Source organism: Embleya sp. NBC_00896 (assembly GCF_045207785.1).
Lineage (GTDB): Bacteria > Actinomycetota > Actinomycetes > Streptomycetales > Streptomycetaceae > Embleya.
Map to the genome: position 1 here is coordinate 3,780,689 of NZ_CP108776.1, position 17,090 is coordinate 3,797,778.

Genomic DNA, 17,090 nt, shown 5'->3' on the forward strand with positions numbered 1-17,090 from the left:
GTCCACATCTGAGTCGGCCCCACGCCACAGCTCGAAAGGACTTTGACCAGCAATGGCCGAAGAGAACACCCCGGCGCCCGAAGGCGATCCGATGGATGCGGTGAACAGCACCGGCGGCCTGCGGATCGAGCCCGTCGGGCTCGAGACCGAGATGCAGCGCAGCTACCTCGACTACGCGATGAGCGTCATCGTCTCGCGGGCCCTGCCCGACGTGCGCGACGGCCTCAAGCCGGTGCACCGGCGCGTGTTGTACGCGATGTACGACGGCGGCTACCGGCCCGAGAAGGGCTTCTACAAGTGCGCCCGCGTCGTCGGTGACGTCATGGGTACCTACCACCCGCACGGCGACACCTCGATCTACGACGCGCTGGTCCGGCTGGCCCAGCCGTGGTCGATGCGCATGCCGCTGGTGGACAGCAACGGCAACTTCGGCTCGCCGGGCAACGACCCGGCCGCGGCCATGCGGTACACCGAGTGCAAGCTCAAGTGGCTGTCCATGGAGATGCTCCGGGACATCGACGAGGACACCGTCGATCTCCAGGACAACTACGACGGCCGCAACCAGGAGCCGACGGTCCTGCCGGCGCGCTTCCCGAACCTGCTCGTCAACGGGTCCGCGGGCATCGCGGTCGGCATGGCGACCAACATCCCGCCGCACAACCTGCGCGAGGTCGCCTCGGGCGCGCAGTGGTTCCTGCAGAACCCGGACGTCTCGGCGGAAGAGCTCCAGGACGCCCTGATCGAGCGGATCAAGGGCCCGGACTTCCCCAGCGGCGCGCTCGTGGTCGGCCGGCGCGGGATCGAGGACGCGTACCGCACCGGTCGCGGCTCGATCACCATGCGCGCGGTCGTCGAGGTCGAGGAGATCCAGAACCGGCAGTGCCTGGTCGTCACCGAGCTGCCGTACCAGGTCAACCCCGACAACCTCGCGCAGAAGATCGCCGACCTGGTCAAGGACGGCAAGATCGGCGGCATCGCCGACGTCCGCGACGAGACCTCCTCGCGTACCGGCCAGCGCCTGGTGATCGTGCTCAAGCGCGACGCCGTGGCCAAGGTCGTGCTGAACAACCTGTACAAGCACACCCAGCTGCAGGACACCTTCGGCGCGAACATGCTCGCGCTGGTGGACGGCGTCCCGCGCACGCTCTCGATCGACCTGTTCATCCGTAACTGGGTGGAGCACCAGATCGAGGTCATCGTCCGGCGGACCCGCTTCCGGCTGCGCAAGGCCGAGGAGCGCGCGCACATCCTGCGTGGCCTGCTCAAGGCCCTCGACGCGATCGAGGAGGTCATCGCGCTGATCCGGGCCTCGAACACGGTCGACGAGGCGCGTACGGGCCTGATCGGGCTGCTGGAGATCGACGAGATCCAGGCCAACGCGATCCTGGAGATGCAGCTCCGTCGCCTCGCGGCCCTGGAGCACCAGAAGATCACCGCCGAGCACGACGAGCTGATGGCGAAGATCACCGACTACCAGGCGATCCTCGCGTCGCCCGACCGGCAGCGGACCATCATCAGCGAGGAACTGGCCGCGATCGTCGACAAGTTCGGCGACGACCGGCGCAGCGCGCTGGTGCCCTTCGACGGCGACATGTCCATCGAGGACCTGATCGCCGAAGAGGACATCGTCATCACGATCACGCGTGGCGGCTACGTCAAGCGCACGCGTACCGACCTTTACCGCTCGCAGAAGCGCGGCGGCAAGGGCGTGCGTGGCGCGCAGTTGAAGCAGGACGACATCGTCGACCACTTCTTCGTGACCACGACCCACCACTGGATCCTGTTCTTCACGAACAAGGGCCGGGTCTATCGCGCGAAGGCGTACGAGCTGCCGGACACCGGTCGCGACGCGCGTGGGCAGCACGTGGCGAACCTGCTGGCGTTCCAGCCGGACGAGAAGATCGCCCAGGTGCTCGACCTGCGCGACTACGAGGTCGCGCCGTACCTGGTGTTGGCGACCAAGGCGGGTCTGGTCAAGAAGACCTCGCTCAAGGAGTACGACACCAACCGCGCCGCGGGTGTCATCGCGATCAACCTGCGCTCGGACGAGGCCGGTGACGACGACGAGGTGATCGGCGCCGAACTGGTCTCGGCGGACGACGACCTGCTCCTGGTGAGCAAGAAGGCGCAGTCCATCCGCTTCACCGCCACGGACGAGACGCTGCGGCCGATGGGCCGGGCGACATCCGGGGTGAAGGGGATGAGTTTCCGCGAAGGCGACGAACTGCTGTCGATGAACGTCGTGCGCGAGGGCACCTATGTGTTCACCGCGACGGATGGCGGCTTCGCGAAGCGAACCAGTGTGGACGAGTATCGCGTCCAAGGTCGTGGGGGCCTCGGTATCAAGGCCGCCAAGATCGTCGAGGATCGCGGTTCACTCGTCGGAGCACTCGTTGTGGACGACACGGATGAAATTCTCGCGATCACCCTCGGCGGTGGAGTGATCCGCACCCGCGCCGCGGGTGTCCGGCACACCGGACGTGACACGATGGGCGTGCAGCTGATCAACCTGGGTAAGGGCGACGCCGTTGTCGGCATCGCACGAAACGCCGAACCTGAGCCCGAGGCCGAGATCGACCCTGAGGTCGACGGGGCCGAAGCCGGTGCGGCCGAGGGCACGCACGAGCCGACCTCCACCGACGAAGGGGAGGTCGTGCCCGACGGGCAGGAAGGGTGACGCGTGAGCACAGACCGGAAGTCGGCCGGCGGGAGAGGCGAGGGCGCCGACCGGGGTCGAGCCGGCGGGCGCGCAGACAGCACCAGCCGCAGCGAGGCGGCGCCGCCCCCCACGGGGCCGGTGCCGCCGAAGCCGGCCGTTCCACCACCTCCCGCGACCGGGACCGGACCCAAGAAGGACGCGGCGGCTCGCCCGCCGCGTCCCGCGGGTCCGACTCCCCTCGCGTCCCCCTTCCCTCCCGCGGGTGCGGTGGGCGAGGGTGTGGAGCGGCCGCCGGCCGCGGTCAACGGCAAGAAGACCGCCGCCCGCCCGACGGGCCGCGGCACGATCACCACGCCGCGCCCGATCAGGGAGACCGTGGGCGAGGCTCAGTCGACCGGTCTCTCCTTGGGGCAGCCCATGGCGCAGCAACCGGTGCGGTCCGGGGCGGAGCCACCGGCTCGACCGAGCGCGCGCACTCGGCGGGCCAGGCTGCGCGCCGCACGCGTCGACCCGTGGTCGGTGATGAAGGTCGGCTTCATGCTGTCCCTGGCACTGGGCGTGGTGCTGATGGTGGCGGTGACCGTCCTGTGGCTCGTGCTCGACGGCCTGGGCGTCTTCGCCTCGGTCGGCGACACGGTCAAGGAGGCGACCCAGTCGGAATCGAGCGCCGGTTTCGACCTCCAGCACTTCCTCTCCCTGAAGAACACGCTCTTCTTCAGCGGCATCGTGGCCATCGTCGACGTCATCCTGGTGACCGCGTTGGCGACCCTCGGAGCCTTCCTCTACAACCTCACGGCGTCCTTCACGGGTGGCATCGAGGTCACCCTGGCCGAGGAGGACTAACGATTTTGGCGGCAGGCAAGCGGTGCGGTACGCTCTCTGAGCACGCACGCGGGCCTATAGCTCAGACGGTTAGAGCGCTTCCCTGATAAGGAAGAGGCCACAGGTTCAAGTCCTGTTAGGCCCACAGATGAAGTGCCAGATCAAGAGCCCCTTCCCCATGATCGGGAAGGGGCTCTTGATCGTTTGAGGGGATTGCGTGACCCGCGCGCCGAAACCCCGGTGTGCCACCCCGGGCCCCGGCACACCGGGGCCCGGGGCCGTGGGTCGTCTTCCGTAGGGGCCCCCGTCGGGCGGGACGTCGGCCTTCAGGCTGCGGAGTTCGCGGGAATCGCCCTTGAGGTCATCAGAGAGGGCGACGGGCTCTGACTGCTCTGGGAACCTTCGATGGCCTCGAAGATGTCGGAGTCGGTCTCCTGCTGCCAATCAGGCAGATCCGACCAGTCCGCGACGTAGCCCGGCTTCGGGTCCTCGAAGTGCTTGAACATCTGAGCCGTCCAGCAGGTTGCGACGAAGCGTCCCTTCTGTTCGCGCGTCAATCTGGCCGCGTGCCGGCACTCACTTCCAGGAACTGACGGACCTGGTCGAAGACGGCGCCCGCAGCTTCGCGTTCCCACTCTGGGGTGCCGTCCCAAGGAGTCACGTACCCCGGCTTCGGTTCGCCCGGGAAGCACTTGTGAACGCTTGAGATCCACGTCTCGCGGAACAGTCGTGCCCCATGGTGCTCCGACATGCCTACCCCTCTCGTTACGCCATGTTCAGTGCGATGATCTCGGCTTGCAGGTCGGCAATGCGACCGTCGTGAGCCGGTTGACCGAACTCTCCCAACAGCCCTTGGAGCCTACGGGCGACGTATCCGGACGAGGACTCACGGGCGAGTTGAAGAGCTTCCCGACCGTAGGTCACCACTTGGTCCGGGTCTCGGCGCTTCGCACCGATCGCTGCAAGGTCCGTCAGTACGGCCGCGCGTCGCCGAAAGGATTGCCCTGGTGCGAGCGCGCCTTGAGCCAAGGCGCCGACCAGGACGTTCTCCGCTCGGTCGAGGTGCCCGAGTTGTACGTAGCGGGCACCGCGTTCCTCTGCGAGCCGGGAGCCATCGAACCGAAGCCAACCGCCGTTGTGGCCGGGGCCGTCGAGTTCGGCCACTTGCTCCGCGTTGTCGAGCGCGGGGAGCCGGCTTCGAGGTCGACACGGAACTGTGGGCGGTCTCCGAGGCTGGTGACTGTTCACAGTGCCACCAGGGATGCAGCGACAGTCCGTGAGCAAGTGAGGGTGCTCCGGGGTCGGGTCGTTGCCCGGCCCCGGGGCAGCCCCGTGAAGGTAAGGAGAGGCATGCGCCGGCAATGGGCGGAACTTCCACGGGATGCCCGTGACGCGATCGAACGACAGATCGGCCTTGTTCGTTCGGTCGCCACGCCCGATCTCGGGGTGTCGTCGGAGTTCACGGCGATTTTGACCACCGACTGCGAAAGGGTCTTCTGCAAGGGCATTCGGGCGGACGGGCAGCGGGCGTGGATGCACCGCAACGAGGCCGCGGTGTCTCCTCACGTTCCCGCGGAGTGGTCTCCGCCGCTTCTGTGGGAACTGGTGGTCGCGGGATGGCTGTTGCTCGGGTTCGAGTACGTGCCGGGATCGCATCCCGACCTGTCGCCGAACTCCGCCGATCTCGGCCCCGTGGCGGAGACCGTGGCGGCGTTGGCGGACGTGCTCACTCCCTGCCCTGCCGCGGCGCGGTACCAACTGGGTGACCGGTGGGGTGGCGCTCTCGGGTGGGCCGCCTTGTACGGCAACGCCCCGGACGACCTGGACCCGTGGGCGCGGCGGCAGATCGCGACTCTCGCCACGTGGGAACGGACGGCCTGGTTGAGCGGGGACACGCTGGCGCACGTCGACCTCAACCCCGGGAACATGCTCGTGACCGACGGGCGCGTACGGGTGGTCGATTGGGCATGGTCCGCCCGCGGCCCCGCGTGGGTGGATGCGGCCTACCTCGTCGTGCGACTCGTACACAAGGGCCACGCCCCCGAGTCCGCCGAGGCGTGGGCGCGGCAGGTGCCGGCGTTCGCGAAGGCCCCGGAGCCCGTCCTCACCGCGTTCGCCGCGAAGCTCGCCGGCATGTGGGAGTTCACCGCGCGCAGCCCCAAGGCCAGACCGCACGCCCGAGCACTCGCCGACGCCGCGCGGGTGTGGGTCGCGCACCGACTCCAGTAGCCCGGCCGAAGGCGGTTCGTCCGCGAACTTCGGACATGAAAAGTGCCCCGGCAGTCGATTCCAGCGACGTCCGGGGCTGCCCTCAGAACCCGAGCGAGCCTCAGGAGCTGACGACATGACGAACCCTATTACCCGCTTTTGTGGGGGCCCTGCGCCTGCTCACCCCCGCACCGACCGGCAAGCGCGCCATCCGCGCCGATCGAGCCCACCAATCGTTCAGCCTCGGAAAGCCGACGCGGAGTCCGCGATGGACCGAGTGGCGCGACTTCGTACCCGCAGCCGCGACGGCCCCGATCGACGAGGCGCCCATGGAGGACTCGGCAACGGTCGTCCGGCCGTACCTGATGACGCCGGAGGAAATCGCCGAGTGGCGGCAGCGAGGCACCGATGCAGACCGGCAGCGTGAACGACGCGACATGCCGGCCGAAACCGTAAGCCGCCCCATCCGAGACTGGACCAACGCCGCGCGGACCCCTTGGGTCGTCGCGTGATGCTCGCGCCCTCATACACATGCTGCGACTGCGAGACCGAGACACCCGATGCGCGACTCATCCGGGTTCTCGACACGTGCGAGCACTCGGACCCCATATGGCGCCTGTACGGCTGCGGGAACCGTTTCCCGCATCTGGAGGACGTTGCTCACCTCTCGGGTGCCGAGGGTGACCCGCAGCCGCCGGTGACGCTGTCGCCCTAGCTGCTAGATGCGGTCGAGGAGTGTGCGGAGCCGCAGTCCCACTGCGTTGACGACGTCCTGCGGATACCAGGGGCGCCATTCGCCGAAGTAGAACCAGTCGTCATGCGGACCGGGCACGTCGAGAACCCTGAGATATCCCGGGGTGTACACGACTTCGCCAAAGGGTTTCGCGGCCCAGCGTGTTCGGACCGTGTCGCAGGCAAGCTCCATCGTCTCGCGAGTGACCTTCCACGCCTCAGACGAGGGGAACTTCACCGGGCGCAGGAGCAGCACGACGTCGGCGCCGTCGAGTCGGGGCGCGAGTCCCTCGGCCCATGCTGCTGCGGATTCGCCGATCCGCGGCAAGGCACGGGCATCGATGTTGATTTCGTCGCACCGCAACCCGAGACGGCGGACACTCTCGGCGAGCCACGTCCGCATCCGGTCACCCGGGAAGTGCGGCCGTGTGCCGAGCGAGACCAGCGCAACCAAGGGACGGTCTCCGGACGAAGAAGAACTGGCTTCGCGCTGCCTGCCACCACGCCACGGCCATCGTCTCCTGAGCATGAGCGAGGATGCTACAGCCGCTGGCCCGTGGCGTCCTGCGGGATAAAGCCGCTCCGACGCGGCGCCGCCGAGGCGGGGTGACAACTTGCTGCCGTCGTGGGGATTCAGCGGGTACGGCAGCTCGATCGAGGTGCGCCGGCGAAGCGATCTTCTCCCCTATATACGGAGGGGAAATTTAGGGGCGGGGAACCGGGCGGAATGCGTCGGAACGCGTCGCAGTCCGGGGCATCAAGCCTTGTGAGAGACGGGGCGTGTGGGGTGCCCCAGGTCAGAGGGGCTCGTGATTGTCCTCCGTCGGGGGAAGCGGGCCGCGAGTCGAGTGCGTCGGTCGCCGCCGAACACCAAGGGCGAGCCGTTCCGGCGGGCTCCGCGTTGGCGCCGGTGTGGGCCGACCGGTCGCGGGCCGCGACATCATGTGGCTTACGAGGGGCCCTTGGTCGGCTACCGACCTGTTATTGTCGAGCGCAACCCCGACCGCGGTGCCCCAGGCCTGCGGTGAGGTGCACGAACGTCACTCGCAGGACGGAGAGGCCACGCTGATGAAGAAGCTGATCCTGGTGGCTTTGGCTGCTGTAGGCGGCCTGTTGGTCTACCGGCAGATCCAGGCGGATCGGGCCGAGCAGGATCTGTGGACCGAGGCGACGGACGCGGTTCCGGCGGGCACTGCCACCCGCTGAGCAGATCTTGCAGGAGAGCCTGCAGAAGTTTGAACCCACCCGTGTGGATGGACGTTTCACGTGAAACGTCCATCCACACGGGTGAGGTGTTGTACACGCCGATCCCGATTACCGGTAATCTGGACCAGCAAATCGCGGGGCCTTAGCTCAGCTGGTAGAGCGCTGCCTTTGCAAGGCAGATGTCAGGGGTTCGACTCCCCTAGGCTCCACCCTCCGCGACACGACGAAGGGCCCGCCGCACCCGATGGTGCGGCGGGCCCTTCGTCGTGTCGCGTCCGATCGCGTCAGTCGGTCTTCGGCTTCTTGCCCGGCGTGGTCGAGCGGAACTCGTCCTCGGGCTTGACCTCGTTGTCGAGCGACTGTGCGGGCTGGGGTGTGGTCGCCGCGCCCTGGAGCGTCGGGTCGGGCTCGTCGGTCAGCCATTCGGGCTGCGCGTTGCGGCGCCGCCACCACGTCCAGGCGGCGTAGCCGGCGCCGGCCGCGAGGGTGAGCGTCAGGAGCTTGCGCCGCTGTCCCCTGCGCTTGCGCTTGCGGGTGACCTCGGCGATCTCGTCCGCGGTCACCTCGCCCTTGATGACGGCCAGCGCGGCACCGGCCCGGGAGAGGGCCTCGTCGCGGACCGGCTCCGCCGCGATCCGGGCCTGGTCGACCACCAGGTACACGCGCGGAACGACGTCGTGGCGAACGCGGTGCCGGGCCGTCTCCATGGCGTGTTCCACGTGCGGCGCGGCGCTGTCCATGGCGTGCACCAAGGCGGGGACCACGCGTTCGCGGGTGGTCACGATCGCCCGGTCGCGGGCCGCTCCCGCGTACAGGACGGCCGCTTCCTTGGCGTGGGCGGCATGTGGGGCGAGCCGCTCCCTGGTCTTGCCGGTCGCCTCACGTACCGGATCCATGCGGGTCACGACATCCTCCTACTCGCCGGGTTCATCCGCTATGTGTTCCCGACGATCCCGGGATCATGCGCCGCGCGTTCGCCCGCGATCCGTACGGTGGAGTGTCGGCGCGAGCGGTCTCGTGGCAGGAGCCGCCCGCGGCATGCGAGGATTTCGAGGATTCAAGAAGAAGACCGTCCGTGTAACCGTATGGAAGGCGCATTCGTGGCCGAGGATCTTTTCGCCACCATCAAGACCAACCACGGGGACATCCGTATCCGGTTGTTCCCGAACCACGCACCGAAGACGGTCGCCAACTTCGTGGAGCTGTCCCAGGGGCAGCGTGAGTGGGTCCACCCGGGCTCGGGTCAGAAGACCACCGCGCGCCTGTACGACGGCACGGTGTTCCACCGCGTCATTTCCGGCTTCATGATCCAGGGCGGTGACCCGCTGGGCACCGGCACCGGCGGCCCCGGCTACCGCTTCGCCGACGAGTTCCACCCGGACCTCGGCTTCTCGAAGCCCTACCTGCTGGCGATGGCCAACGCGGGACCGGCGACCAACGGGTCGCAGTTCTTCATCACCGTGGGCGCGACGCCGCACCTGAACTTCAAGCACACGATCTTCGGCGAGGTCGCCGACGCGGACGGCCGCAAGGTCGTCGACGCGATCGCCGGCACCCAGACCGACATGCGTGACCGTCCCTCCTCCGACGTCGTGATCAACAGCGTCGAGGTCGAGACCCTCAAGTCCTGAACCTGAGTACGACGCGGGCCGGGACCTTCGGGTCCCGGCCCGCGTCGCGTGGCAGAAGGTGAGCATGAGCCCCGACGAGCAGCCTCCGGGCCCCCCTCGGTCCGACCCGACCGGTCCGTCCGTGTGCTACCGGCATCCCGATCGTGAGTCGAACATCCGCTGTACGCGCTGTGAGCGGCCCGTATGCGGTGATTGCATGGTGAGTGCGTCCGTCGGCTTCCAGTGCCCGGATTGCGTGCGTCAGGGCAGTCGTCAGGTGCGCGAGGCGCGTACCGTGGCCGGCGGTCGGGTCGCGCCCGCGAACGCGATCGTCACCAAGACCCTGATCGGGCTCAACATCGCGGTCTTCCTGTCGGCCCTGGTGATCGGCGACGATTTCGTCCGGCGGATGTTCCTGGTCGGCCGGTTCTTCGGCGAGGGCGAGTGGCAGGGCGTCGCCGAGGGCGAGTGGTACCGCCTGTTCAGCGCGACGTTCCTGCACCAGGAGTTCTGGCACATCGGGCTCAACATGGTCGGCCTGTGGATGCTGGGACCGTCGTTGGAGGCCGCGCTCGGCCGGATCCGGTTCATCGCGCTGTATCTGGTGTCCGCGCTCGGCGGCAGTGCGCTCTCGTACCTGATCATGGCGCCGAACGGCGCGTCGCTTGGTGCGTCGGGAGCGATCTTCGGCCTGTTCGGGGCGCTGATCGTGCTCGGCCGCCGGCTGGACTACGACCTGCGACCGCTGGTCGTCCTGCTGGTGCTGAACCTCATGATCACGTTCTTGAACATGGGCACGATCGACTGGCGCGCGCACATCGGCGGCTTGGCCGCGGGGACGCTCGCCGCGCTCGGGCTGGTCTACGCACCGCAGCGGAATCGGACCTTGATCCAGGTGGCGAGCCTGCTCGCGGTCTCCGCGGTCATCCTGGTGATGGTGCTGGTCCGCACGGCACAGATCGTCTAGAACCACCGGAACGGATTACCCGGGCTCGATCACTCAGTGAATCATCCTAATGACCTAGAGTGATGAATCCGGGATGTGAGCCGTTACCCACATCCCGGGCACTCGTTGGACCATTGCGGGTTATCCACAGAATCCACGTGGTTATCCCCACTGTGGATAACTCTGTGGAGTCTTCCCTGGGAGCTCGCTGAGCTGCGCGAACGCGCTACTTCCACTGTGTGGAGACGCCGAAGCCGGCGGCGATGAAGCCGAAGCCGACCACGATGTTCCAGTTCTTCAGGGACTCGACCGGGAAGCGCATGTCGGTCACGTAGAAGACGACGATCCACAGCAGGCCGATTGCGAAGAGGGCCAGCATGAACGGCGCCACCCAGCGGCGCGAGTCCAGCTTTATGGTCGTCTTCTTGGGCGGCGGCGGAGTGAAGTCGTCCTTCTTACGGATCCGGGACTTCGGCACGAGAGTCTCTCCTGTCGATGTAGCCGGACGAGTGGGTGCGCAGCACACGCGACACGATCCGGTTGATGTGTCGGTTAGCGTAGTCGCTGTCAGGTCCGGAAGGAGGCTACGGCGACGTGCGTATCTTCGCCATGCGGCCGTCCGGGATGACTTGGCGTGCGATCGTACCCCGGTTGTCCGCTCTTGTGGTGTTCGCCCTGGCCGGTCTCCTCTTTTGGATCAGTGCCGACACGTCGCACGGCACCAATCTGCGCAGCGATGCCCAGATGTTGCGGTTGTCCGACGTCATCCGGGACCAGGGGCGGCGCAACGAGAGCGCGCAGCAGGACTTGTCCAAGCTCCAGAAGGACGTGGACGGACTCGTCCAGGAACAGGCCAACGACCCGCAGGCGCGCGGTCGGATGGACGCGGTCGCCGAGCCGGCCGGGATCACCCCGGTCTCCGGCGAGGGGCTGACCGTCACTCTGACGGACGCACCACCGGACGCGAAATCTCGCGTCCCCGGGGTGCGCGAGCCGACCGCGGACGACCTCGTGGTGCATCAGCAGGACATCCAGGGTGTGGTGAACGCGCTGTGGGCCGGCGGTGCGCGCGCGATCCAGATCATGGACCAGCGAATCGTGGCCACGTCCGCCGTGCGGTGTGTCGGCAACACGCTGATCCTGCACGGCCGGGTCTACTCGCCGCCGTACGTCATCTCCGCGGTCGGCGACACGGGCGCGTTGCGGCGCGCCCTCGACGAGAGTGAAAGCGTGTCCAACTACACGGATTACGTCGAGGCCTTCGGGCTCGGCTGGAAGGTCGAGGACAAGAAGCGCCTCGACGCACCCGGGTACGCCGGTCCGCTCGGCCTGGAGTATGCGAAAGTCTCCGGGACGTGACCGGCACCGGTGAACCGAGGGGAGTCTGACGACTGTGTTGCGGACCACGATGCGGGGCCTCGGGGAGGTCTTCATCACGCTGGGCATCGTCATTCTGCTGTTCGTCGTATATCAGCTCTACTGGACGGGCATCCTTGCCGACCAGGCGCGTGCCGACGAGATGCGCAAGCTCGAGGAGGCCCGCAAGCGACTGGTGGCCTCGCAGCCCAAGGACCAGCCCGTGTCGCAGAACCCGGCCAAGCAGCCGCCGTACGAGGACGGTGAGCCGTTCGGCACCATGTACGTGCCGCGGTTCGGCAGTGGTTGGTACAAGACCATCCGCCCCGGCACCACGCCGAAGGAACTCCAAAAGGGTCTCGGCTGGTACAAGGGCAGCGCGCAGGCCGGAGACGACGGCAACTTCGCGATCGCGGGACACCGCAAGACCTACGGTGACCCCTTCCTGAACGTGCCCAAGCTCCAGGTCGGCGACAAGGTCGTGATCGAGGGCGTGTCGGAGTGGTTCGTCTACTCGATCGACAAGCCGGTCAGTCTCTCCGGGGAGAAGGCGGTCCTGAAGACCATCCCCGAGGATGTGCACGTGCTGGACCCGGTTCCGGAGAAGGCCTACACAACGCCGGGAAAGTACATCACCCTGACCACCTGCGAACCTGAGTTCGGCAGCACGCACCGGCTGATCGTGTGGGGCCACCTGGAGTCGCGTACTCCGCTGGCGGCCGGCAAGCCCGCGGCGCTGCAGGGATGAGCGAGTCGAGCCGCGCCGGCGGCGAGCGAGAGAGGGCTTGGGCCTGATGTACGGGTGGATCTGGCGCACGCTGCCGGGCAACGTGTGGGTGAAGCTGTTGCTTTCCGTGCTCCTGGTGGTGGCGATCGTGTACGCGTTGTTCACGTGGGTCTTCCCATGGGCGGAACCCCTGCTGCCGTTCAGTGATGTGACGGTTGATCAGGAGAACGTCACGAACCCGAACCCCGGTGTGGGCGGTGCGCCGCAGCCGGCGGGTGCGGGCGGCGGCACGTCGCCCTCGGCCCTGCCCTCGGGAAGGCTGCCCGGATGAGCGCGCGCATTCTCGTCGTGGACAACTACGACAGCTTCGTCTTCAACCTCGTCCAGTACCTGTACCAACTGGGCGCGACCTGCGAGGTCCGGCGCAACGACGCCGTGACGGTCGAGGAGGCCGAGGAGTTCGACGGCGTGTTGCTGTCCCCCGGCCCGGGCACGCCCGAGGCGGCCGGCATCTGCATGGAGATGGTTCGGCGCGAGGGCGGGCGGGTGCCGGTCTTCGGGGTCTGCTTGGGGATGCAGTCCATCGCGGCGGCCCACGGCGCTACCGTTGGCCGGGCGCCCGAGCTCCTGCACGGCAAGACCAGTCCCGTGGTGCATGAGGGGGCGGGCGTCTTCGCCGGCCTGCCGTCGCCCTTCACCGCGACGCGCTACCACTCGCTCGCGGTGGATCCGGACACGATTCCGGCCGAACTGGAGGTGACCGCATGGACCGAGACCGGCGTGATCATGGGCCTGCGGCACCGCGACCGACCGGTCGAAGGCGTGCAGTTCCACCCGGAGTCGGTGCTGACGGAGTACGGCCACCGGATGCTGGCGAACTGGCTGGTGGCATGCGGCGACACGGACGCCCCGGCGCGGTCGACGGGCCTGGCGCCGGTCGTGGGGCGCACGCCGATCCCGGCCTGACCGACGGCTCGATACCCGACGGCGGGTACGGATCCGGCGAGCTCGCCCCGTACGTGCCCGGAGAGTACGCGGCCGACCTCGTCGAGCCCGGATTCGCGGCGCCGCCCACAGCGGTGCTCCCGGCTGTTCCGGACTCCGCTCCCGCTCCCCTTCCCGCGCCCGCTCTCCCTCCCGCGCCCGCTCTCCCTCCCGTTCCCGCGCCCGGCGGCCGTGCGGCTCGTCGGCGCGCGGCCCAGGCGGCCCAGGCCGGGACCCGGGAGACGGGGCCCGGGGCGGCCGTCGAGCCCTTCCGGGGCACGCCCGCCGAGGTGCTCCCCGCGTCGGGGGACACGCCGGACGCGTGGTTTCGCCCCGAGGGGCCGCCGGCCGTCGAGGCCGGGGCCGTGCGGACCCGAGCCATCGAGCCACCGACCGGCCGGCGGCGGGCGATCGAGGCCGGGGGAGCGGTGCGGGCGCCAGTGGCGCGGGCGCGAGCGGTGTGGGCGCGAGTGGTGTGGGCGCGAGCGGTACGGCCGAGATCGCGGTCGTGCCGGGCGGTCGCGCGGCGCGCCGCAAGGCGCAGCAGAAGAAGGGCGGCCGGCCCCCGACGCGGGCCGCCGCGGGCCCCGAACTGCCCGAGAACGCGGGTCGGGCCGCGCGTCGACGGGCGGCCAAGCCGTCGCTCGGTTCGCGCGTGCTCACGGCCAGTGCCCGGCTCGTGGGCGAACTCGCGATGACGGTGGGCGTATTGCTCGTCCTGTACGTCATCTACCTGACCTGGTGGACCAACATCGTGGCGGCGGAGAAGGCCCGCGACGAGGCGAAGGACATACAGCACAGCTGGGAGGCCCCGGGGCAGGTCGTCGATCCGCGCAACCCCGGACAGTTCGTCCTCCCGAACAGGGGCTTCGCGCTCCTGTACATCCCCAGGATCGGCATGGAGCGGCAGGCGGTGGCCGAGGGTACCGATCGGGCCAAGGTGCTCAACAACGGCCTTGTGGGCCACTACACGGACCCTGCGACGGCAATGCCGTGGGACGCCCAGGGCAACTTCGCGCTCGCGGCGCACCGCAACGGACACGGTGAGCCGTTCCGGTTCGTCAACAAGCTCAAGCCCGGCGACAAGATCGTCGTGGAGACGGCCACGACGTACTTCACGTACACCGTCGACGCGGACCTGCCGCAGACCTCGCCGCAGCACATCGAGGTGATCGATCCGATCCCCGACAAGGGCCCGTACAAGAAGCCCGGCCGCTACATCACGCTGACCACGTGCACGCCGGACGGCGCGTCCACGTACCGGCTCATCGTCTGGGGGCACCTGGAGGAGGAGCGGCCGCGGAGCCAGGGCAAACCGGACGCGCTGCTCGGCGGCAAGTGACGACGCATCACATTCCAGTCTCCGAGGGCTGACCGAACTTCTTGGCTGTGCCAAGCTGTCGGCTCATGGGCGTTGTGCGCAAGACGATTCGAGTCGGGGCGGAGCTGCTCCTGACCCTCGGTCTGGTCGGCCTGCTGCTGTGTGTACACCAGCTTTACTGGACCAACTTCGAGGCCAGGGCCGAGGCCAAGAGCGAAGTGGCGCAGCTGCGCAAGGACTGGACCAAGGCGTCGGAGCCCCAAACGCCGGAACCCGAGCCGCCCGCGGCGCTCCCGCCGAGCGATGTGCAGCAGGGCGCCACCGATGTGAGCCTCGACGGCGGGAAGGACGGCCAGGCGGTCCCCGGCTCGCGCGGCAGCATCCGCGGCCGGACGATCGCGATCCTGTGGATCCCCCGGCTCGGCGCGAACTGGTACCAGCCGATCATCGAGGGATCGAGCCTGGAGTCGCTGTCGAAGGGCGTCGGCCACTACACGTACCCGCCGTACGTCGGGCCCGGCCAACAGGGCAACTTCGCGCTCGCAGGGCACCGCAACGGGCACGGCGAGCCGTTCCGGTACCTCAACAAGCTGCACCCGGGCGACAAGGTGGTCGTGGAGACCAAGACCCAGTGGCTCACCTACACGATCGTCAAGGGCCCGTACATCACCAAGCCGTCCAACGGCTCGGTGCTCACCGCCCGGCCGCCCGGCCTGGACGTGCCCGCCGGGAAGAGCCTGATCACCCTGACGACGTGCGATCCGGAGTTCACGTCGAAGAACCGGATGATCTATTGGGGCACCCTCACCACCACCGACCCCAAGCAGGGCGACACCAAGCCGGCCGCCCTGCGTCGCTAGCCGGGAACACGCGCGGCCGCCCAACCATCTTCGAAATGTTGATCAAGGCTTCGCACCCGGCATAGCCTCATGAAATGGTGCGAAGTGAGGAGAATGACGTAGTCGGCTATCTGGCCGGGATGCCCGAGGGACGCAGGGAAGCCCTGACCAGGCTGCGGCAGCTGTGCCGAGCGGAGCTGACGGGCTTCGACGAGGTCATGGCGTACGGGATGCCGGTGTATGAGCGGGACGGCACCGCCGAGATCGCGTTCGCCGGCCAGAAGCACTACATCTCCTTCTACCTCATGCGCAGCGACGTCCGCGAGGCCTTCGAGGAACGGCTGGCAGGCCAGGACATGGGCAAGGGCTGCCTGCGATTCCGCAGGCCGGAGAGCATCGACTTCGACCTCCTGCGAGATCTGCTCAAGGCCACCGCGGCCCGCCCGGGCAAGGTCTGCTGACGACACGTCATCGCCGCCGCGGGTCACCCGCGGCGCCGGCGAGGTGGACAGCGTCTGCCGGACGGTCGCGCAGCAGCCGCCGGACGCCCTCGCACGTGCGATACGGCGCCTGGAACTGCGATACGAGGCCGCCTCGTGCATCGGCGCCTCGCTGGACGCCACCCGCACGGCCCGGTGCGCCTGCGGCTGATCCGTGACCGCGTGCTCGTGTGCGAGGTCTCGGATCCCAGCAACACGCAGCCGCGGATGCGCCGCGCCCGGACCACGGACGAGGGCGGCCGAGGCCTGTTCCTGGTGGCCCAGCTCACCGCCCGCTGGGGCAGCCGCTACGGCCTGTCCGGGAAAACCATCTGGACCGAGCAACCCCTGGCCGCCCGAGCGGTGACGCCGACGCCCGCCTCCAGCCGCAGCGGGCGCTGAGCGGGCCGGATGCCAGTGACGTACTCACGGTGTCCGACCTGCCGTTGGCCGCCCGGTGTACAGCCGGCGATTGCCCGGGCGGGACACCTTCGTCCCAGAGTCGCGCTTTGCCATTGCAGCAACAATAGTTGCGGTCCCGGGCGCGGTGGTCGCAGCCTGATGCTCGGCCAAAGGCCGTCGACAACAATCAGGAGGCCACACGATGACCACCCACGAAGGCGTCGGATCCGCACTGAGCGCGGACGGCAACGGGTCGCTGGGCAGCCGCGTCCACCACGTTCGAGCCGGCGAGTTGGATGGCCATGCCGCCATCAGTGGCGGCACGGTCGGCTCGAAGAAGCTCTGGATGGGCCTGGTGGAGAACGCGCCGTTGAGCGCAACGGACAACCACCATCACGGCGAGTCGGAGGCGGGGATCTACGTGGTCAGCGGCCACCCCGTGTTCGTTTTCCACGATGGCATACAGGAGGTACGGATCTCCGCCGATCCTGGCGACTTCCTGCTTGTCCCCCCGTTCGTCCCGCATCGCGAGGAGAATCCCGACCCGAACGAGCCCGTGGTCGTCGTGATCGCACGGACCACGCAAGAGCCGATCAAGGTCTCCGTGCCCGAGCTGTACCAAGTCGAGGAGACAGGCACGCGGTAGGAAGAAGACGTGGACCGACTGATCGGGTGAAGCACCCGCGCCCCGTTCCAGACGCTCCCGTCGAATTCCTACCCTGTGGATGATCGGTGTCGGCTCCACCGTCACTCAGAGGGAGCCCGACGCAGCGACCCCGGAAGCCCGACCGGTGCGACC

General features: G+C 68.3%; 19 protein-coding genes, 2 tRNA genes and 2 pseudogenes. 18 read left to right on the forward strand and 5 right to left on the reverse strand.

Going from position 1 to position 17,090, the window contains the following annotated elements:
* Positions 1–52 precede the first annotated feature (52 nt).
* The 3 genes from gyrA (at position 53) to OG928_RS17125 (ending at position 3,626) form a co-directional block, all read left to right on the forward strand.
* Positions 53–2,677 carry a DNA gyrase subunit A gene (gyrA, locus tag OG928_RS17115; protein ID WP_406284550.1) on the forward strand — a complete coding sequence of 875 codons (2,625 nt, stop codon included), beginning with the start codon at positions 53–55 and terminating at the stop codon, positions 2,675–2,677.
* A 249-nt stretch (positions 2,678–2,926) separates the two neighbouring features.
* Positions 2,927–3,502 (forward strand): DUF3566 domain-containing protein, encoded by a 576-nt coding sequence (locus OG928_RS17120; protein ID WP_406284553.1) that lies wholly within the window; start codon positions 2,927–2,929, stop codon positions 3,500–3,502.
* 50 nt (positions 3,503–3,552) lie between these two features.
* Positions 3,553–3,626, forward strand: a tRNA-Ile gene (locus tag OG928_RS17125).
* 181 nt (positions 3,627–3,807) lie between these two features.
* Here the strand turns inward: OG928_RS17125 and OG928_RS17130 are convergent.
* Together OG928_RS17130 and OG928_RS17135 are read right to left on the reverse strand one after the other, a co-directional pair.
* Positions 3,808–4,232 (reverse strand): annotated as a pseudogene (locus OG928_RS17130) (hypothetical protein).
* Between the two features lie 14 nt (positions 4,233–4,246).
* Positions 4,247–4,645, reverse strand: coding sequence for a tetratricopeptide repeat protein (locus tag OG928_RS17135; protein ID WP_406284555.1), 399 nt, complete (start codon positions 4,643–4,645; stop codon positions 4,247–4,249).
* 186 nt (positions 4,646–4,831) lie between these two features.
* Between OG928_RS17135 and OG928_RS17140 the strand changes: the two genes are divergently transcribed.
* Positions 4,832–5,710: a phosphotransferase family protein gene (locus tag OG928_RS17140; RefSeq protein WP_406284557.1), complete on the forward strand. Its 879-nt coding sequence runs from the start codon at positions 4,832–4,834 to the stop codon at positions 5,708–5,710.
* A 308-nt stretch (positions 5,711–6,018) separates the two neighbouring features.
* Complete coding sequence (locus tag OG928_RS17145) at positions 6,019–6,201, forward strand: hypothetical protein (protein WP_406284560.1); 183 nt, start codon at positions 6,019–6,021, stop codon at positions 6,199–6,201.
* A 206-nt stretch (positions 6,202–6,407) separates the two neighbouring features.
* Here OG928_RS17145 and OG928_RS17150 read toward each other — a convergent pair whose 3' ends face one another.
* On the reverse strand, positions 6,408–6,875 hold the full coding sequence (locus tag OG928_RS17150) for a hypothetical protein (RefSeq protein WP_406284561.1): 468 nt from the start codon (positions 6,873–6,875) through the stop codon (positions 6,408–6,410).
* Between the two features lie 614 nt (positions 6,876–7,489).
* Here OG928_RS17150 and OG928_RS17155 point away from each other — a divergent pair.
* Both OG928_RS17155 and OG928_RS17160 read left to right on the forward strand, forming a co-directional pair.
* Complete coding sequence (locus tag OG928_RS17155; RefSeq protein ID WP_020557117.1) at positions 7,490–7,627, forward strand: DLW-39 family protein; 138 nt, start codon at positions 7,490–7,492, stop codon at positions 7,625–7,627.
* A 136-nt stretch (positions 7,628–7,763) separates the two neighbouring features.
* Positions 7,764–7,836 (forward strand) — tRNA-Ala (locus OG928_RS17160).
* A gap of 75 nt (positions 7,837–7,911) precedes the next feature.
* Here OG928_RS17160 and OG928_RS17165 read toward each other — a convergent pair.
* Positions 7,912–8,523, reverse strand: coding sequence for a DUF5324 family protein (locus tag OG928_RS17165; RefSeq protein WP_406291041.1), 612 nt, complete (start codon positions 8,521–8,523; stop codon positions 7,912–7,914).
* A 204-nt stretch (positions 8,524–8,727) separates the two neighbouring features.
* On the opposite strand from OG928_RS17165, the gene OG928_RS17170 reads away from it, so the two are divergent.
* Complete coding sequence (locus tag OG928_RS17170) at positions 8,728–9,258, forward strand: peptidylprolyl isomerase (protein WP_406284563.1); 531 nt, start codon at positions 8,728–8,730, stop codon at positions 9,256–9,258.
* A 64-nt stretch (positions 9,259–9,322) separates the two neighbouring features.
* On the forward strand, positions 9,323–10,204 hold the full coding sequence (locus OG928_RS17175) for a rhomboid family intramembrane serine protease (RefSeq protein WP_406284566.1): 882 nt from the start codon (positions 9,323–9,325) through the stop codon (positions 10,202–10,204).
* A gap of 205 nt (positions 10,205–10,409) precedes the next feature.
* On the opposite strand, the gene crgA is transcribed toward OG928_RS17175, so the two are convergent.
* A complete protein-coding gene (gene crgA / locus OG928_RS17180) occupies positions 10,410–10,661 on the reverse strand; it encodes a cell division protein CrgA (protein WP_020557121.1) in 252 nt (83 codons plus the stop codon).
* A 131-nt stretch (positions 10,662–10,792) separates the two neighbouring features.
* Between crgA and OG928_RS17185 the strand changes: the two genes are divergently transcribed.
* The 9 genes and pseudogenes from OG928_RS17185 (at position 10,793) to OG928_RS17225 (ending at position 16,937) form a co-directional block, all read left to right on the forward strand.
* On the forward strand, positions 10,793–11,542 hold the full coding sequence (locus OG928_RS17185; protein WP_406291043.1) for a DUF881 domain-containing protein: 750 nt from the start codon (positions 10,793–10,795) through the stop codon (positions 11,540–11,542).
* A gap of 34 nt (positions 11,543–11,576) precedes the next feature.
* Entirely contained in the window at positions 11,577–12,287 is a 711-nt protein-coding gene (locus OG928_RS17190) for a class E sortase (RefSeq protein ID WP_406284568.1), read from the forward strand.
* A 37-nt stretch (positions 12,288–12,324) separates the two neighbouring features.
* The gene (locus OG928_RS17195; protein WP_406291336.1) at positions 12,325–12,597 is read left to right on the forward strand and encodes a hypothetical protein; all 273 of its coding nucleotides are present in this window, start codon (positions 12,325–12,327) and stop codon (positions 12,595–12,597) included.
* A complete protein-coding gene (locus OG928_RS17200) occupies positions 12,594–13,232 on the forward strand; it encodes an aminodeoxychorismate/anthranilate synthase component II (protein ID WP_406284570.1) in 639 nt (212 codons plus the stop codon). The genes OG928_RS17195 and OG928_RS17200 overlap by 4 nt, the downstream gene beginning before the upstream one ends.
* Before the next feature lie 478 nt (positions 13,233–13,710).
* Positions 13,711–14,592: a class E sortase gene (locus OG928_RS17205; RefSeq protein ID WP_406284571.1), complete on the forward strand. Its 882-nt coding sequence runs from the start codon at positions 13,711–13,713 to the stop codon at positions 14,590–14,592.
* 65 nt (positions 14,593–14,657) lie between these two features.
* Positions 14,658–15,431 carry a class E sortase gene (locus tag OG928_RS17210; RefSeq protein ID WP_406284574.1) on the forward strand — a complete coding sequence of 258 codons (774 nt, stop codon included), beginning with the start codon at positions 14,658–14,660 and terminating at the stop codon, positions 15,429–15,431.
* A gap of 74 nt (positions 15,432–15,505) precedes the next feature.
* The gene (locus tag OG928_RS17215; protein WP_406284576.1) at positions 15,506–15,871 is read left to right on the forward strand and encodes an iron chaperone; all 366 of its coding nucleotides are present in this window, start codon (positions 15,506–15,508) and stop codon (positions 15,869–15,871) included.
* A gap of 150 nt (positions 15,872–16,021) precedes the next feature.
* Positions 16,022–16,291: pseudogene (locus OG928_RS17220) on the forward strand (ATP-binding protein); the annotation flags it as partial.
* A gap of 202 nt (positions 16,292–16,493) precedes the next feature.
* Complete coding sequence (locus OG928_RS17225; RefSeq protein ID WP_406284578.1) at positions 16,494–16,937, forward strand: cupin domain-containing protein; 444 nt, start codon at positions 16,494–16,496, stop codon at positions 16,935–16,937.
* The last annotated feature ends 153 nt before the right edge of the window (positions 16,938–17,090 follow it).

Bases quoted from the DNA above. Each gene is read 5' to 3' on its own strand.
- OG928_RS17155 (WP_020557117.1), top strand. From the start codon at position 7,490: ATGAAGAAGCTGATCCTGGTGGCTTTGGCTGCTGTAGGCGGCCTGTTG.
- OG928_RS17175 (WP_406284566.1), top strand. From the start codon at position 9,323: ATGAGCCCCGACGAGCAGCCTCCGGGCCCCCCTCGGTCCGACCCGACC.
- OG928_RS17140 (WP_406284557.1), top strand. From the start codon at position 4,832: ATGCGCCGGCAATGGGCGGAACTTCCACGGGATGCCCGTGACGCGATC.
- OG928_RS17210 (WP_406284574.1), top strand. From the start codon at position 14,658: ATGGGCGTTGTGCGCAAGACGATTCGAGTCGGGGCGGAGCTGCTCCTG.
- OG928_RS17145 (WP_406284560.1), top strand. From the start codon at position 6,019: ATGGAGGACTCGGCAACGGTCGTCCGGCCGTACCTGATGACGCCGGAG.
- OG928_RS17215 (WP_406284576.1), top strand. From the start codon at position 15,506: ATGGTGCGAAGTGAGGAGAATGACGTAGTCGGCTATCTGGCCGGGATG.
- gyrA (WP_406284550.1), top strand. From the start codon at position 53: ATGGCCGAAGAGAACACCCCGGCGCCCGAAGGCGATCCGATGGATGCG.
- OG928_RS17165 (WP_406291041.1), bottom strand. From the start codon at position 8,523: ATGGATCCGGTACGTGAGGCGACCGGCAAGACCAGGGAGCGGCTCGCC.
- OG928_RS17200 (WP_406284570.1), top strand. From the start codon at position 12,594: ATGAGCGCGCGCATTCTCGTCGTGGACAACTACGACAGCTTCGTCTTC.
- OG928_RS17225 (WP_406284578.1), top strand. From the start codon at position 16,494: ATGACCACCCACGAAGGCGTCGGATCCGCACTGAGCGCGGACGGCAAC.
- OG928_RS17185 (WP_406291043.1), top strand. From the start codon at position 10,793: ATGCGGCCGTCCGGGATGACTTGGCGTGCGATCGTACCCCGGTTGTCC.